The sequence below is a fragment of the Micromonospora sp. WMMB235 genome (genome assembly GCF_001855515.1).
GTDB classification, from domain to species: Bacteria; Actinomycetota; Actinomycetes; order Mycobacteriales; family Micromonosporaceae; genus Micromonospora; species Micromonospora aurantiaca.
In genome coordinates this window covers 4,022,457-4,037,284 of record NZ_MDRX01000001.1, presented here as the reverse complement: position 1 = coordinate 4,037,284, position 14,828 = coordinate 4,022,457, and the positions used below count along the sequence as shown (strand labels likewise).

The following is a 14,828-nucleotide window of genomic DNA, read 5'->3' as shown; positions in this document are numbered from 1 at the left end:
GCGGGGCGGTCCAGCGCCGGACCGCCCCCGGGGTGGGTCAGCTACCGACCGGGCCGCCGTCGAGGCGCCAGGTGACCACCACGCCGGGCTTGGCGAAGTCGCCGTCCGGCCAGGTGGAGGCGGGGTTCTCCACCGACGCGCCGGAAACCTCGCCGGGGTGCTGCACGGCCACGAAGACCGAACGGTTGTCGCCGGTGATGAACGGGCCGCAGGTCTCCGCGCCGAGCGGCACGGTGAGGAACTGCTTCAGGTGGCCCCGCTCCGGACCCTCGACGGCGGTGGCGAACAGGCCGTCGTTGCTGCCCAGCGCGTTGCCGTCGGTCGAGATCCACAGGTTGCCGGTGGCGTCGAAGGCGACGTTGTCCGGGCAGGAGATCGGGGAGACCTTCGTCTTGTCGTACCCCGCGAAGTAGGTCGAGGCGTCGGCCGGGTCGCCGCAGACGATCGGCAGCGACCAGGCGAAGGTCTCGGCGGTGTTGTCGCCGCGGTCCTCGACCAGCTCCAGGATCTGCCCGTGCTTGTTGCTGTTGCGCGGGTTCGCCTCGTCGGCGGGCGCCTTGCCGGCCTTGCCGCGGTCGCTGTTGTTCGTCAGCGCCACGTAGACCTTGCCGGTGAGCAGGCTCGGCTCGACGTCCTCGGGCCGGTCCATCTTGGTGGCGCCGACCTTGTCCCCGGCCAGCCGGGTGAAGGTGAGCACGTCCGCGGCGGTCATGCCGTCGACGTACGAGCGGTTGCCGCTGACCAGCTTGATCCAGCGGCCCCGGCCGCCGAACCCACCGTCGGCCGGGAGCTTGCCGGAACCGTCGATCTCGGCGGCCGGGCTGTCGCCCTCGATCTTCGCGACGTAGAGCGTGCCCGACTCCAGCAGCGTCAGGTTGTGCCGCCGCGCCACCGAGGACTTCCCCGGCATGAACTTCTTGTCCGAGACGAACTTGTAGAGGTAGTCGAAGCGCTCGTCGTCGCCCATGTACGCGACCACCCGGCCGTTGCGCGCCACGATGACGTTCGCGCCCTCGTGCTTGAACCGGCCCAGCGCGGTGTGCTTGCGCGGCTTGGCCTGCGGGTCGAACGGGTCGATCTCGACGATCCAGCCGAACCGGTTCGCCTCGTTGGGGTGCTTGGCCAGGTCGAAGCGCTCGTCCGCCCGTTCCCACTTGCGGCTGCCGCTCGGGTGGCGCACGTCGGTCGGGATGCCGTACCGGGCCAGCTTCGGCTTCTGCTCCTCCGGCGCGCCGTCTCCGCCGACGAAGTACTGGTTGAAGTTCTCCTCGCCGGAGAGCACTGTGCCCCACGGGGTGACGCCACCGGCGCAGTTGTTGAGCGTGCCGATCACCGTCCGGCCCTTCGGGTCGGCGGCGGTACGCAGCCACGACGAGCCGGCGGCCGGGCCGGTCAGCTCGAACTTCGTCGCCAGCGCCGTGACCCGGCGGTTGTACTCCCGCCGGCCACGCCGTACCGGCTGCCACTGACCGGTGTTCTCCACCCGCTCCAGCTCCACCACGGACATGCCGTGCGCGGCCATCGCCACCCGTACCTGCTCCACTGTGAGCGCGTCCTGGCTGCTGAAGCCGGGGAACATGAGGTCCTCGTTGGTGTACTCGTGGTTCACCACGAGCAGCGCGCGCCGACGGTCGATCGGGAGCACGCCGACGAAGTCGTTGTTGTAGCCGAACTGCTTGGACTGGGCGGCGGCGGTCTGCCGGCCGAGGCTGAACGCGGGCGCGCCGGGCACGACCTCGTCACCCCAGCGGATCACCACGGAGTGGTCGTACCCGTTGGGGACCACGAGGGTGTCGAGCTTGTTCGGCGGGATCGGCTTGAACGTCAACGCGCCGCTACCAGGGCGGCCCGCGCCGGCGGGCGAGACCTCGCCGCCGCCGGGCACGGGCGGGGCGGCGGGCGCAGCGGCGGCCGGCGCGGCGCCGGCGAGCGCGCCCGCGGCGGCGCCGCCGAAGCCGAGCACCAGCGCACCGACCGCGCCGGCCCGGACCACGCCGCGCCGGGAGATCTCGGTGTCGACCACGTCGCCGAAGTACGGGTTGTCGGTCGGGTTCGGCACCGGGTGGTCACACGCGTTGCCGCACCGGTACAGACAGGTCATCGCGTCGCGGCTGCCGTGGCGGGTGCCACCCAGCAGCGGAAGCAGGCGAGGCCGGTCGCTCATGAGGTGGAGCCTCCTGATCTCAACGTCGGAAGGCGCGCGGGCGAGACGGCCCGGGCGCTCACCCGCCGGACGCTGCCAGGGCACGGTGAGCGGGGATCGGCCCGGACCTGAACCGGACGTGAACAGCTCCGCGTTGACCTGCGGATGAACCGTTCGGCGTCACGGCACGTATGGAAGGGCGAACGCATCGCCGGTTTCCCCGCCGCCGGAAGCGAGGTACCGCCATCAGCGACCACGACGCCCAACTGCTGCGCGCGCTGCACGACGAGCATGCCGACGCGTTGTACGCGCACGCCCTGCGGCTGGTCAACGGCGATCGGCCCCGGGCCGAGGACCTGGTGCAGGAGACGCTCCTGCGCGCCTGGCGGCACCCCGAGTCGCTGGACCCGCGACGCGGCTCGGTACGCGCCTGGCTGTTCACCACCGCGCGGAACCTGGCGATCGACGCCTGGCGGCGGCGTTCGGCCCGGGTCGGCGAGGTCTACACGGACGAACTGCCCGAGACCGCCGAGACGGTCGACGAGACGGAGCGCGCGGTGGAGGCGTGGACCGTGGCCGAGGCGCTCAACCGGCTCAGCCCGACCCACCGGGAGGTGCTCGTCGAGTGCTTCTACCAGGGACGTTCGGTGGCGGAGGCGGCGGCACGGCTGGGCGTACCGCCGGGGACGGTGAAGTCGCGTACCCACTACGCACTGCGCTCACTACGGTTGGCGCTGGCCGAGATGGGGGTGACCGGGTGACACGCTGCGAGTTCGCGCACGACGACGGGGCGTACGTGCTCGGCGCCCTCGCCCCGGCGGACCGGGTCGCCTACGAGCGGCACCTGGCCGGGTGCGCGCAGTGCCGGGAGGCGGTGGCCGAGATCGCCGTGCTGCCCGGCCTGCTGGGGCGGCTCGACCCGGCCGGGCTGGAGCAGTTCCTGGAGGTCGGGCCGGAGACGTCGCGGGTGCCCGCGCTGCTCGACGCCGCGCGCGAGCGCAAGCGCCGCGAGCGGTCCCGCTCCCGCCGACGGTACGCGCTGACAGCGCTCGCCGCCGCCGCGCTCGCGGTGCTGGCGGGCGTCGGCGTGGGACTCGTGCAGTCGCCCGCCGAGCCGACGAAGCCGCCGGTGGCGCTGGCCTCGATGCGGCCGGTGGCCGGGACGGTGCCGGTGCACGCCGAGGTGGGGCTGACCGAGACGCCGTGGGGCACCGAGGTCACCATGCACTGCGGGTACGACAGGCGGGCCGGGCACCGGGAGGCGTACACGTTCCGGCTGGTGGCGCACGGCCCGGACGGCGCGACGGAGCAGATCGGCTCGTGGCTCGCCGCCCCCGGTGACGACCTGCGCTTCTCCGGCGTCACCCGCTTCACCAAGGGCGAGCTGGTCCGCCTGGAGCTGCTCCGAGGAACAAACGCCCCCGTCCTGGCCTACGACCTGCGCTGACCCCGCCCCCGCCCGCTCTCTCCGTTGATCTTGCACTTGTGGCCCTCGGTGCGGGTGGTTCGCCCCTTTCGCCGGGGCGGTAAGTGCAAGATCAGCGGGACGGGGTGGGGGTGGGGGTGGGGGCGGTCGGGGTGCGGGCGGCCTGGCGGGTGCGGTGGGAGTGGCGCAGGGCGTCGGCGGTGAAGACCACCAGGGCGAGCCAGACCAGGGCGAAGCCGGCCAGCCGGGCCGGCGGCATCGGCTCGTGGAAGATCAGCACGCCGCAGCCGAGCTGGAGGATCGGCGCGAGGTACTGCAGCATGCCGACAGTGGACAGCGGCAGCCGGTTCGCCGCCCCGGCGAACAGCAGCAGCGGGATCGCGGTGGCGGTCCCGGCCAGCACCAGCAGCGCGGTGTGCCCGGCCGAGACGTGCCCGAACGTCGAGTCGCCGCGCGCCGACAGCCACCCCAGGTACGCCAGTGCGGGCAGCGCCAGCACCGCTGACTCGACGAACAGCCCTTCCGTGGCGGGCAGCGCGAGCTGCTTCTTGACCAGCCCGTACCCGGCGAAGCTGAACGCCAGGGTGAGCGCCAGCCAGGGCAGGCGGCCGTAGTCGACGGTGAGCACCGCGACCGCGAGCGCACCCACGCCGAGCGCCGCCCACTGGGCGCGGCGCAGCCGTTCCCGCAGCACCAGGACGCCGAACAGCACCGACACCAGCGGGTTGATGAAGTAACCGAGCGCCGTCTCCACCACCCGGTCGGAGTTCACGCCGTAGATGTACGTGCCCCAGTTGACCGCGATCAGCGCGGCGGCGAGCCCGATGCCGGCGAGCGCCCGGGGTCGCCGGGCCAGCTTGCGCAGGAAGCCGGCGTGCCGCGTGGCGGCCAGCAGCAACGCCACGAACGCCACCGACCAGAGGATCCGGTGCGCGAGGATCTCCACCGGCCCGGCCGGGCGCAGCAGCTTCAGGTAGATCGGGAAGAAACCCCAGATCAGGTACGCGCCGACGCCGTACAGGTAGCCGAGCCGGAGCTGGTTCACCGCTCCACCGTAAGTGGTGGATCCTTATCTTGGTCCTTATCGGTGACCGGCGTCACCCGCTGATCCAGCTCCATCCACCGATCCGCTGCGACCGGCTTGAAGCCGATCTTCGCGTAGACCCCGTGCGCGTCGAGCGTGGCCAGCAGGATCCGGCGTACGCCCAGCTCGTTCAGGTGGTCGCGGACCGCGCCGGCCAGCCAGGTGCCCAGCCCGCTACCCCGCTCGGCCGGGTCCACGTACACGTCGCAGAGCCAGGCGAACGTGGCCCCGTCGGTGACCACCCGGGCGACAGCGACCTGCCGTCCGTCACCCGGCCGGTAGACGCCGAAGCCGATCGAGCCGGTGAACGCGCGCGCCACCGTCTCCCGCTCCCGCCCCAGCGCCCAGTACGCGTCGGTGGAGAGCCAGACGTGCACCCGGTCCAGGTCGATCCGATCCGGGTCGGTGCTGATCTCGTAGCCGTCCGCGCGGGTCAGGGTGAACACCCGGCCGAGGCTAGTACCCCCGGCCGGGGCCCTCGCCAGCCAATTCCCTGCTGCTGGCCTGGTGGCCCCGGCCGGCCGCGAAGGCGGCCGGCCGGGGCCGGTGTCAGTCGCGGTCGAGGACGGCGCCGAGGATCCAGGTGACGATGCCGACGAAGAGCGCGCCCAGCACCGCCTCCGGCCAGAACCCGTCCACGTGGAAGGGCAGTCCGGCCTCACCGGCGATCCAGCTGGTGAGCAGGAAGAGCAGGCCGTTCACCACGAGCGCGATCAGGCCGAGGGTCAGCAGGTAGAAGCCGCACCCCACGGTCTTGATGATCGGCTGGAGCACCGCGTTCACCACACCGAAGATGACCGCGACGAGCACCAGCGTGATCACCGTCTCGGTGGCCGAGTCGGAGTCGAGCGAGATGCCCGGGATGAGCAGGGTGGCGAGCCAGAACGCCACCGCCGTCGAACCCACGCGAATCAGAAGACCCTTCAGGAAATCCATGGCCGGGATCGTGCCACGGCCGTACCACCAGGGGAAGGCTCGACCTGGTACGCGGCGGTGCGGCTCGTCAGTGCCGGGCCGGGCGACCGACCAGTTGCGACTCGACAGGTGTGGGCGAGAGCAGCGCCCAGCGCAGGGCCCGCCGGTTGACCACAGCCACCATGTCGTCGCGGATCCGGGTGAGCCACTCGGCGGAACCGCCCAGGCCCAGCGCCGCGCCCGCCAGCGCGGCCTCGTCCGGGTCGAGCGGCTGGAGGATCGCCAGGTCGGCGCGGGCCAGCGCGGGCGTGTCGGCCGAGGTCAGCTCGTCGCGGACCACCAGCACCGACTGCCAGGCGGCTGCCGGTCCGGCCTCCGGCGGCACCGGGCCGGCGTCCACCACCACCAGCAGCGGGTGCAGCGGCGAGCCGGGCGCGCCACCGGCCGGACGGCCCGGCGGGAGCAGCGGTACGCCGCCGCCGACCGTCCCGACACCCCGCACGAACGGCTCCCAGAAGCGGGGGCGGCCGGTCTGCACCACCACGCGCGCGCCGAGCGCCAGCGCCCGCAGCACGAGCAGTTGCGCCGCGGGCACGCCGCCCACGAGCAGCACCCGGGTCGTGGCCGGGCGGAACAGGCGGACGGTGAGTGCGGCGCCGTGCCGGTTCGCGCCCACCATCAGGCCGGCGGTGGCCGAGGGCAGGTCCAGCGCGGGCGGAGGCGACCCGGCCGGGGACGCGGCCCCACCGGTCACCGCCAACGGCAGCGTGGCGGCCAGCCCGGCGAGGTGCTCACCGTCGAGCCGGCGCAACTCGCCGCCGACGTCACCGGCGATCCGGCGCAGCGTGCGTTCCGCCGTCGACAGCCCGGCCGCGCTCCCGGCCGCCACCCGTACCGCCAGCTCGGCCGGGACCGGCGCGGTGCCGGTGCGCGGACCGGCTGTGAGCGCGACTGTGGTGGCGGTCGCGGGCAGTGCGAGCAGGCGGCCCACCAGCCCCCGGGCCGCCTCGCCACGCGGATCCGGCCACCGGCGCAGTCGCCAGGTGGCCTGCGTCAAGCCACCGACAGTGAGCAGCGGCCAGGTCTCCCGTACCGGGGCTCCGGGTTCGTGGTGGGCAAGTTCGGCGATCATCCGCAGCGCCGCGTCGCCGCCCAGCGGCCGGGCGGTGAGCGGGCCGAGCCGGCGGACGAGTCGCCGCAGGGTGCCGGACAGTGCCCGCAACAGGTCCTCGTCCGGCCAGCCGTCTGCGCGCAGCACCTGGACGGCCAGCACCACCCGTGCCCGCGCGGCCACCCGCCCGTCGGTGAGCTGGCGGTACGACGTCCCGGCCGGACCGCCGGCAACCGCGGGCACCGGTGCGGGCGACGACGAGAACACCAGTTGCAGCCGGATCGCGGGGGCGTCCGGACCGGCCGGGGGAAGCAGGTCGAACGGCGTGGGCAGCTCGTGCGCGTGGTCGCCGAGCAGGTCGTCCGGGTCGCCCAGCTCCAGGAGGGCGGTCAGCCCGGCGGCGTCGTGCAGCACGGCCGCCCCGCCGGACGCCTCCGTCGCGCCGACCACCGAGCCCGGCCGGAGCAGCCCCAGCAGCGCCGCCGGATCGGCCGCCGGTGGCAGGGCGCGCCGCCGCGTCACGTACGCGGCAGCGGTGACGAGCCACTCGTGCAGCCAGCGGCCGCGCACCCGGACCCACGCGGCCGGCAGCAGCAGGGCCGCCGACAGCAGCGCGACGGCCGTCGGCACGACACCCCGCCCGGCGGCTGCGACCAGCACTGCCGCCGCGACCTGGGTGGCCACGATCTGGCCGGCGCGCAGTCGAGCGGTCGGACGACTCGTCCACTGTGGCGTGCGGACCGGGACGGACGCGGGCCGCTCGGACGTGCTCGCGGTCACCGCACCTCCTCGCCGGGCCTCCGCGTGACGCTGCCGTGGCTCATCGTAGTGGGCGGGTTGTCCACAGGGGAGCCCGAGGGGGTAGCAGAACCGGAGTCGGGCGGCTACCGTCAGCGACGAAATCGTCGAGTTGCGTGTCCGCCGCCACCGGGCTTCCCCCTCCACCGGCCCCGGACCCCCGCCGACGAGTCCACGGTGGTCACACGGTGGCCAGCCACGACCGAGGAGACGAGGTGACGTCCGGGATGTCCCAGACCCAGGCAGAAGCCGCGGTGATGCAGCAGACCGCCGCGAAGTTCGAGCAGGTCGATCAGTCGCTCCAGACCATGCTCAGCGGCCTGATGGCCGAGCTGGAGGTGTTGCAGCAGGCCTGGCGGGGTGCCGGTGGGCGCTCGTTCGCGCAGGTCAAGCAGCAGTGGGCGCAGGACCAGGCCGCCCTTCAGCGGGCGCTGCGCGAGACCGCGACCGCGATCCGCAGCGCCGGCCGCCACTACGACGTCTCCGACACCGAGGCCGCCGGCCGGGTGGCGGGCACCAACCGCGGCATCCAGCTGCCGCTCTGACAACCGGAAGGATCGAATCCATGGAGCACGGTGTGCTGGTCGTCAACTTCGCCGCCCTGCAACAGGCGGGCGCCGACATCCAACGGGCGCTGTCCACGCTGGAGAGTCAGCTCGGTCAGCTCGAACGCGACGCCGCCCCGCTGGTGGCGAGCTGGAACGGCGAGGCCCGCGAGGCGTACGAGGTGCGGCAGTCCCGGTGGCGGGCCGCCTCGCAGGACCTCCAGGCGATGCTGCGTGACATCAAGCTCGCCGTCGAGGACTCCGCGACCGACTACCTCGACACCGAGAAGCGCAACGCCAACCTGTTCCAGTGAACCGACGCCGCGCGGCCCGGGCAGGTGACCCGGGCCGCGCGGCGTCGCGCGTGGCCGGCGATCAGCTCGGAACTGCCGGGTCCGCCGCCCGCCAGCGCCTGCGTGCGCCGCGCGGCAGCACCAGGGCGAGCGCCGCCACCAGTGCCACCGCCCCGCCCGCGACGGCGGCGGCCAGCAGCGCCCGGTCCCGGGCCGTGTCCCGGCGGGACTGGCGGGCCAGCGCGGCCGGATCGGGCCGCTCGGCGGGAAGCGCCGCCCCCGGCCGGGTGCGGGAATCGGTCGCGCCGGCCGACTCGGTCACCGCCCGGTACGGGTTGAGCACCCCCGCGCCGTAGCCCGCGTCCCGCCCGGGCGCCGGGTCGGCGGCGGCCACGATCAGGCCGGCCACCTCGGCCGCGCTCAGCCGGGGCCGGTACTGGCGCAGCAACGCGGCAGTACCCGCCACGAACGGAGTGGCGTAGCTGGTCCCCTCCGCCCGCTGGTGGCCCGACCTGGGCGCCGCCATCAGCACCTCGCTACCAGGGGCGACCACGTCCACGTACGAGCCGGTCTGGGAGAACGCCGACCGTGTCCCCTCCCGCCCGATCGCGCCGACGCCGAGCACCCCGTCGTACGCCGCCGGGTAGGGCCGGGGATCCCCGTTGTCGTGCAGGTTGCCGGCGGCGGCCACCACCACCACGTCCCGCCGCACCGCGTAGGCGACGGCGGCGCGTACGGCCGGGTCGTCCGCGTACAGCACGACCGAGAGGTTGAGCACGTCGGCGTCGTGGTCCACGGCCCAGCGGATGGCCCGGGCGAACCCGGCCGCGTCGACGGTACGCCCCGACTCCCGCCCGTCGACCACCTGCTGCTCGCTCACCCGTACCGGCAGGATGCGTGCGTCCGGCGCGAGGCCGCGGAACGCGACGCCGGGCTGCGGCGCGGCGGCGATGATGCTCGCCACCCCGGTGCCGTGCCCGGCGCAGTCCCGGGTGCCGTCCCCGCTCCGATCGAGGAAGTCGGCGCCGTCGAGGACGCGACCGGCCAGCTGCGGGTGGGACCGGTCCACTCCCGAGTCGACGACCGCGACCACGACCCCGGCCCCCGTTGCGAGGGGGGTGAGCCGTTCCGGGGCGTACCGCTGCTGCGGCCACGGCTGGTCCGCCACCGGGCGGGCCGGCGCGGGCGGCGAGGCGCAGCCGGCGGGTGCGCGAGCCGTCGCCGGAGCGGCCGGAACCCCGGCGACGAGGAGCGTCGCCAGGGCGGCCACGACGGGGTACGCGACTGGCCGAGACATCGACGACCTCCGTAACGTGTCGGCTCCGGAACGGGATGTTAGCGGCTCACTCACGTCGGGGCCGACCGTCGATGGCCAGAAGTCCTGATCTTGCTGCCACCTTGTAGGTTGTATGCGATGCCTGTGGCCTGTTCGCGGAAGGAGAGGTGGCCGTGACCGGATGGGAGCCGGCCACCGAGGCCGAGGTGGCGATGCGGGACGCGCTGCGCGCGCAGGACCAGCAGCAGTACTTCCGTGCGCTGACCCGCGTCGATCTCTTGCTTCCGGTCGCGAACGGACCGACCGCCGGGTGGGGCACCTGGACCTCCGGGGGCCGCACCCACGTGCTGGCCTTCACCTCCGTCGCCGCGCTGCGTGCGAGCCTGGGGGAGAACGCGGGCCCCACCCGCCGCGTCCCCTACCCGGACCTGGCGGCCGGCTGGCCGAACCCCGAGTGGTGGCTGGCGGTCAACCCCGGGCTGCCGATCGAGGGCTACCTGCCCGCCTGGTACGTGGCTCAGCTCTCCCGGGGCGACGTCCGGCTGCCCGGACGCACGATGGGCGCCCGGGCCCGGCTGGAACGGGTGGAGAACGCCACCCGGGGAGCCCGGAACACGGTGCCCGAGGCCGCGCCCCGCCCGCCCGCCGTTCCCGTCCCGCCGGCCGCCGTCACCCCTGCTCGGGTGCCCCCTGCCGTCGTCCCGCCGGCCGCTGCTCCGCCTCCGGTCGTGCCGCCACCCGCGGTGCCGCCTCCGGCCGTGCCACCCCTTGCTGGTGCTGGTGCTGGTGCGCCGGGCCGGGACGAGCGGCTGATGGAGACCGACGAGCCGGCCACGGTGCCGATGCGGGCCGCCTCGGTCCTGGGACGGCGACTGCCCACCGTGCCGCCGCGCCGCCGAGCGGCGGACAGCGACGTCCCGAGCCGGACCACTTCCGGCGCCGAGGCGGATACGGACGCCCTCGACGGCTGGCTCACCGACCTGCGCCGCCGCCCGGACGAGCCGGACCCCTTCGCCGCCGCCCCGGCTGCACCGGCCGACGAGCCGCCGGCCGCCTCCGCTCCGCCGCCGGCCCGCTCCTTCTTCGAGCCCTCGTCCGGTGGCCGTTCGGCCCGGCGCCCGTCGCCGCTGGACCCGTCGCGCCGGGCCGGCGACCGGGCCACCCCACCGACCCGGTTCGCCGGCGGGCAGCCGTTCCCGCGCCGACGGCCGCTGAACGAGCCGGTACGCGAGGGTCCGACCCACGCGTTCGCGGCGCGGCCGGACGAACCGCCAGTGCCCCGGCCGGACGAGGCGACGCAGGCGTTCCGGCCGACCCGCCCGCCCGAGGACGCCACCGAGGCGCTGCCCCGCCGTCACGCCGGACCGGCAGACGCCGGAACGGCTGCGGCGACGCACGCCGGACCGGCCGTGGCAGCCCACGCGGGACCGGCCACTGCTGACGGATGGAGGGCCGCGCCGGGCGGCACCGAGGACGAGACCACGCGGTGGGAGACGATCGACGAGCCGGCGGAGGAACTGCCTCCGTCGATCGCCGAACCGGTCTCCGCGCCGCCCGCGCCACGCCGCGACTTCACACCCATCGTCATCGAGGGCACCGTCATCGAGGCCCGCGACCTGACCGAGCCCGCGCCGCTCTGGTCCGCGCAGCCGGCCGGTCCGGTACGCGCGGAACCGGCCGAGGGCGCGGCCACGCCGTGGGCCGGAACCACCGACCCGACGATGCCGCTCTCCGTGGACCCGCCGGTCGCAGACGACACGGTGAACCTCACCGAGCCGACGCCGGCCCGTACCGGGGCCACCGCCGCGACGGACCGGAGTACGCCACCCGACGAGCCGACCGTGTCGCTCGGGTCGGAGTCCGAGCCCACGACGTCGCTGTTCGAGCCGCCGCCCCCGGCAGGCGAGGCCACCGCGCCGCTGTTCGCGTCGTCGTCGGCGTCGTCGGCCGAGCCGACGGTCTCGTTGTTCGATCGGGTCTCGACCGAGTCGACCGCGCCGCTGGCCGGTCCGGATGGGGCCGAGCCGACGGTCTCGCTGTTCGATCCGGCCCCGACCGAGCAGACCGCTCCGCTGTTCGACCGGGCACCGGCGGAGCCGACCGTGTCGTTGTTCGATCCGGTGCCGTCCGAGTCGACGACGTCGCTGTCGGACCCCGCGCCGGACGACCCCACTGCGCCACTGACCAGCCCGCCGGCCGAGCCGACCGCGTCGCTGTCCGACCCCGTGCCGGCGGAACAGCCGACCGTGTCCCTCTTCGAGCCGGCGACCGGCGACGAACCGGTCACCACGTCGCTGTTCGCGCCCGGTGAGCCGACCGTGGCGCTGTCCACGCAGGCGCCGGACACGGCGGGGCCCGCGGCCTCCGAAACGACGGACGATCAGCCGTCAGGCGACGAATCGGCCGCCGAGTTCGTACCGGCGAACGACGTCGAGGAGGACCTGCTGGCCGCCGCGGGCAGCGGCAGCACCGACGGCTTCCTCACCACCCTGCTGCTGGCCCGGGTGCTGCTGCCGGTCGCGCCCGACTCGGCCACCGGCAGCCGGCCGGGTGACCCCGGCTTCGTCTGGCACGCCGACCAGGTCGACGGCGGGAGGTGCGTCTCGGTCTACACCTCGCCGGAACGCCTGGCCGAGCACACCGAGGGCCAGATCGAGACGGTACGGGTCAAGTTCGTCCAGCTCATCCGCAGGTGGCCGGACGTGGCGTGGTCGTTCCGGGTCAACCCGGGCAGCCCGGTCGGCGCGACGTACCCGGGGGAGCAGGTCCTCGCGCTCGCCAACTGGGCGGCCGAGGTGGGCCTCGGCGACGACCCGGAGCCGGCCGCCGCGCCGCAGCCGGCGGAGCGGCAGCGTCCGGAGGCGCCCACGACCACTGCGGACCGGCCGGTGACCATGCAGAAGGCGATCGCGGCGAGCCAGCTCGCGTACTACCTGGAGCGTGGCTACGACCGGGTCTCCGGATTCGTGCACCGGGCCGGGGAACTGGCACACCTGCGTACCCCGGCGGAGCTGTACCGCGCGCTCGGCCTCGGCCACCCCGGTTCGCCGTTCTCCCCGGACGACGACGAGATTTACCTGCTGCGCTGGCCCGCCTACCGGCCGAGCCTCTACCGGATCCCGTACGGCGGCCCGAACGAGGCGGCGATGCGGGCGATGGAGGGCTGGGTGATCGAGCGGTCCCCGTTCCGCGGCAACGGCTTCGCGCCGGGGGAGAGCAGCGACGTGATCGCCGAGTTCAAGGTGGACAGCGCCCGGCTCCCGCACGGCGCCGAGCTGTGGCGGGTCGACGCGGACGGTGACAGCAGGCTGGTCGCGGTCCTGGACACCGACGAGCTGCTGTGGCGGAAGGCGGGCGAGGCGTGAGCCGCGACGGCTACGTGGCCCGCTGGCGGGGGCGGGAGTACCAGGCCAGCCCCGACGGCGACGACATCCGCCTGTACCAGCCCGGCCCGGACGAGGGATTCACCGAGGTGCGCCCCGGCCGGTACGTCCGGGTGGTGCCGGCCGCCGAGGTCGACGATCTGGCGTACGTGCGGACCACCTGCACCTGGCAGGGCCAGCCGTTCATCGTGCTGGCCGAGCACGAGGGCTGGCTGCGGCTGGAGTACACCGGCGGGCGCTGGCCGGTGGCCGAGGCGATGGGCTTGGAGGCGTTCGACTTCGGCGTCTACCAGGGCTGGGCGCCGGCGGCCGAGGTGGCCGACCTGGGCGAGCAGCGGGTCTGAGTCAGGACTTCGCCCAGCGCAGGATCTCGCCGAGCACCACGTCCCGGGCCTCCACGTGCGGGAAGTGGCCCACGTCGTCGAGCAGCCGCCACTCGTACGGGGCGGTGACGTAGCGGCCGGAGCCCTGGGCGGTACGGGGGAGCGAGGCCCGGTCGAGCGCGCCGTGCAGTTGCAGGGTCGGCGTGACCAGCGGCTTCTGCATCAGCTTCACGAAGCGGTAGCCGTGCAGCCGCAGCACGGAGCGGAACGCCCAGCGGTAGCCCTCCATCGCGCAGAACGCGGCCTGCGGGATCTGCATCGCCACCCGGCAGCAGTGGGCGTAGTCGGCGAAGTCCGGGCCGGACACCCAGCGCGGGCCACCCCACCGGCGCAGGATCTCCTCCACCTCGGCGGCGCCGTCCCGGGCCAGTACGTGCTCGTAGCGGGGGAGCTGGAACTTCAGCGTCGCGGTGGCCGAGGTGAACTGGCCGCGCGGGTCGGCGAAGATGGCTGCCCGCAGCCGCAGCGGATGCGGCGCGCCGAGCACCACGAGCCGCCGGACCAGGGTCGGGTGGAAGGAGGCGGCGGTCCAGCCGATGAGCCCGCCCGCGCCGGTGCCGACCACGGTGGCCGACCGCTCACCGAGTGCCCGGATCAGGCCGGCGACGTCGGCGGCGAGCGTGTAGCCGTCGTACCCCCGGGGTGGCTTGTCGCTCGCACCGTAACCGCGCAGGTCGACAGCGACCGCGCGGAAGCCCGCGTCGGCGACCGCCGGCAGCATCTCGCGCCAGGCGTACCAGTACTCGGGGAAGCCGTGCAGGAAGAGCACCATCGGGCCGGTGCCCGCCTCGACGACGTGGAACCGGCTGCCGTTGGCGCCGACGAACCGGTGCGTCCACGGCCCTTCGGGCAGGACGCAGGACTCGTCGACGGGTCCGCCGCGCTGGTCGGTCATGGGGCACAGCCTAGGGCCGCCGGTCACCCACCGGCCCCGCAGGTGACCAGGATCAGGGATTTCTCCGGGCGGTCACCCGGAACCGCATCCCCGGCCGTCCACCGGGTGCGTGAGGGCACCGATACCGCCTGTCACTCCTCGATGATCCGCATCGGGATGCCGGGTCCGCAGTCGACGGAGCGGTCCCGCGCGGTGAGCCGCAGCGTGACCAGGTCGCCCTTGCGCAGCTCGCCGGCGTTCGGGCCGTACACCGCGTACTCCGTGCCGTTCTCGTCCATCAGCCCGTAGCACGGCCCGGGACCGCCCCGGGTGATCCAGCCGGCGACGACGCCCGTGGGCCGGTTGTCAGTCGGTCTCTTCGGCGGGCCGGCGGGCCGGCGCAGCGTCGGCAGGTCGGTGGCGGACAGCGGCGTGGGGCGACCGGCGGGCGAGGCGGGGCCGCTCGCGGCCGGCTGGTGGTCGTCGGACACGGATCCTCCGTCTCGGCCGCGCCGGCGATCAGCGCCATCGCGGAGCGGCCGGCAGCGTGGTGCGGGTGTCGAACGGATGGGACGCGGGTGGGGTACGCCGGGTTCC

The 14,828-nt window shown here is 74.5% G+C and carries 14 protein-coding genes; 6 read left to right on the top strand and 8 right to left on the bottom strand.

The genetic code is table 11. From position 1 onward, the window contains the following. Positions 1–37 precede the first annotated feature (37 nt). Positions 38–2,164 carry a PhoX family phosphatase gene (locus BFV98_RS17475; protein WP_013283618.1) on the bottom strand — a complete coding sequence of 709 codons (2,127 nt, stop codon included), beginning with the start codon at positions 2,162–2,164 and terminating at the stop codon, positions 38–40. A 170-nt stretch (positions 2,165–2,334) separates the two neighbouring features. On the opposite strand from BFV98_RS17475, the gene BFV98_RS17470 reads away from it, so the two are divergent. Next, positions 2,335–2,904 carry a sigma-70 family RNA polymerase sigma factor gene (locus BFV98_RS17470; protein ID WP_013283619.1) on the top strand — a complete coding sequence of 190 codons (570 nt, stop codon included), beginning with the start codon at positions 2,335–2,337 and terminating at the stop codon, positions 2,902–2,904. Beyond that, on the top strand, positions 2,901–3,590 hold the full coding sequence (locus BFV98_RS17465) for an anti-sigma factor (protein ID WP_013283620.1): 690 nt from the start codon (positions 2,901–2,903) through the stop codon (positions 3,588–3,590). Before BFV98_RS17470 ends, BFV98_RS17465 begins: the two co-directional genes overlap by 4 nt. A 91-nt stretch (positions 3,591–3,681) precedes the next feature. Here BFV98_RS17465 and rarD read toward each other — a convergent pair whose 3' ends face one another. From rarD to eccE, 4 genes are all read right to left on the bottom strand, one after another. Beyond that, positions 3,682–4,614 carry an EamA family transporter RarD gene (gene rarD / locus BFV98_RS17460; RefSeq protein WP_071097111.1) on the bottom strand — a complete coding sequence of 311 codons (933 nt, stop codon included), beginning with the start codon at positions 4,612–4,614 and terminating at the stop codon, positions 3,682–3,684. Continuing rightward, entirely contained in the window at positions 4,611–5,099 is a 489-nt protein-coding gene (locus tag BFV98_RS17455; protein WP_013283622.1) for a GNAT family N-acetyltransferase, read from the bottom strand. Before BFV98_RS17455 ends, rarD begins: the two co-directional genes overlap by 4 nt. Positions 5,100–5,202: 103 nt before the next feature. Beyond that, a complete protein-coding gene (locus BFV98_RS17450) occupies positions 5,203–5,589 on the bottom strand; it encodes a phage holin family protein (RefSeq protein ID WP_013283623.1) in 387 nt (128 codons plus the stop codon). Positions 5,590–5,656: 67 nt separating this feature from the next. Further along, positions 5,657–7,459 (bottom strand): type VII secretion protein EccE, encoded by a 1,803-nt coding sequence (gene eccE, locus BFV98_RS17445; RefSeq protein ID WP_030274504.1) that lies wholly within the window; start codon positions 7,457–7,459, stop codon positions 5,657–5,659. 245 nt (positions 7,460–7,704) lie between these two features. On the opposite strand from eccE, the gene BFV98_RS17440 reads away from it, so the two are divergent. Together BFV98_RS17440 and BFV98_RS17435 are read left to right on the top strand one after the other, a co-directional pair. Further along, positions 7,705–8,022, top strand: coding sequence for a WXG100 family type VII secretion target (locus BFV98_RS17440; RefSeq protein WP_018787788.1), 318 nt, complete (start codon positions 7,705–7,707; stop codon positions 8,020–8,022). Between the two features lie 20 nt (positions 8,023–8,042). Continuing rightward, positions 8,043–8,336 (top strand): WXG100 family type VII secretion target, encoded by a 294-nt coding sequence (locus tag BFV98_RS17435; protein ID WP_013473567.1) that lies wholly within the window; start codon positions 8,043–8,045, stop codon positions 8,334–8,336. A 61-nt stretch (positions 8,337–8,397) separates the two neighbouring features. Here the strand turns inward: BFV98_RS17435 and mycP are convergent, their stop codons facing one another. After that, positions 8,398–9,612, bottom strand: a complete 1,215-nt coding sequence (gene mycP / locus BFV98_RS17430; protein WP_030274502.1) for a type VII secretion-associated serine protease mycosin — start codon at positions 9,610–9,612, stop codon at positions 8,398–8,400. Between the two features lie 152 nt (positions 9,613–9,764). On the opposite strand from mycP, the gene BFV98_RS17425 reads away from it, so the two are divergent. Both BFV98_RS17425 and BFV98_RS17420 read left to right on the top strand, forming a co-directional pair. Next, positions 9,765–12,956 carry an SseB family protein gene (locus BFV98_RS17425; RefSeq protein ID WP_071098914.1) on the top strand — a complete coding sequence of 1,064 codons (3,192 nt, stop codon included), beginning with the start codon at positions 9,765–9,767 and terminating at the stop codon, positions 12,954–12,956. Beyond that, a complete protein-coding gene (locus tag BFV98_RS17420; protein WP_013283629.1) occupies positions 12,953–13,318 on the top strand; it encodes a hypothetical protein in 366 nt (121 codons plus the stop codon). Before BFV98_RS17425 ends, BFV98_RS17420 begins: the two co-directional genes overlap by 4 nt. Position 13,319: 1 nt before the next feature. Here the strand turns inward: BFV98_RS17420 and BFV98_RS17415 are convergent, their stop codons facing one another. Together BFV98_RS17415 and BFV98_RS17410 are read right to left on the bottom strand one after the other, a co-directional pair. Beyond that, complete coding sequence (locus BFV98_RS17415; RefSeq protein WP_013283630.1) at positions 13,320–14,252, bottom strand: alpha/beta fold hydrolase; 933 nt, start codon at positions 14,250–14,252, stop codon at positions 13,320–13,322. 131 nt (positions 14,253–14,383) lie between these two features. Further along, on the bottom strand, positions 14,384–14,722 hold the full coding sequence (locus tag BFV98_RS17410) for a hypothetical protein (RefSeq protein ID WP_013283631.1): 339 nt from the start codon (positions 14,720–14,722) through the stop codon (positions 14,384–14,386). Positions 14,723–14,828 lie beyond the last annotated feature (106 nt).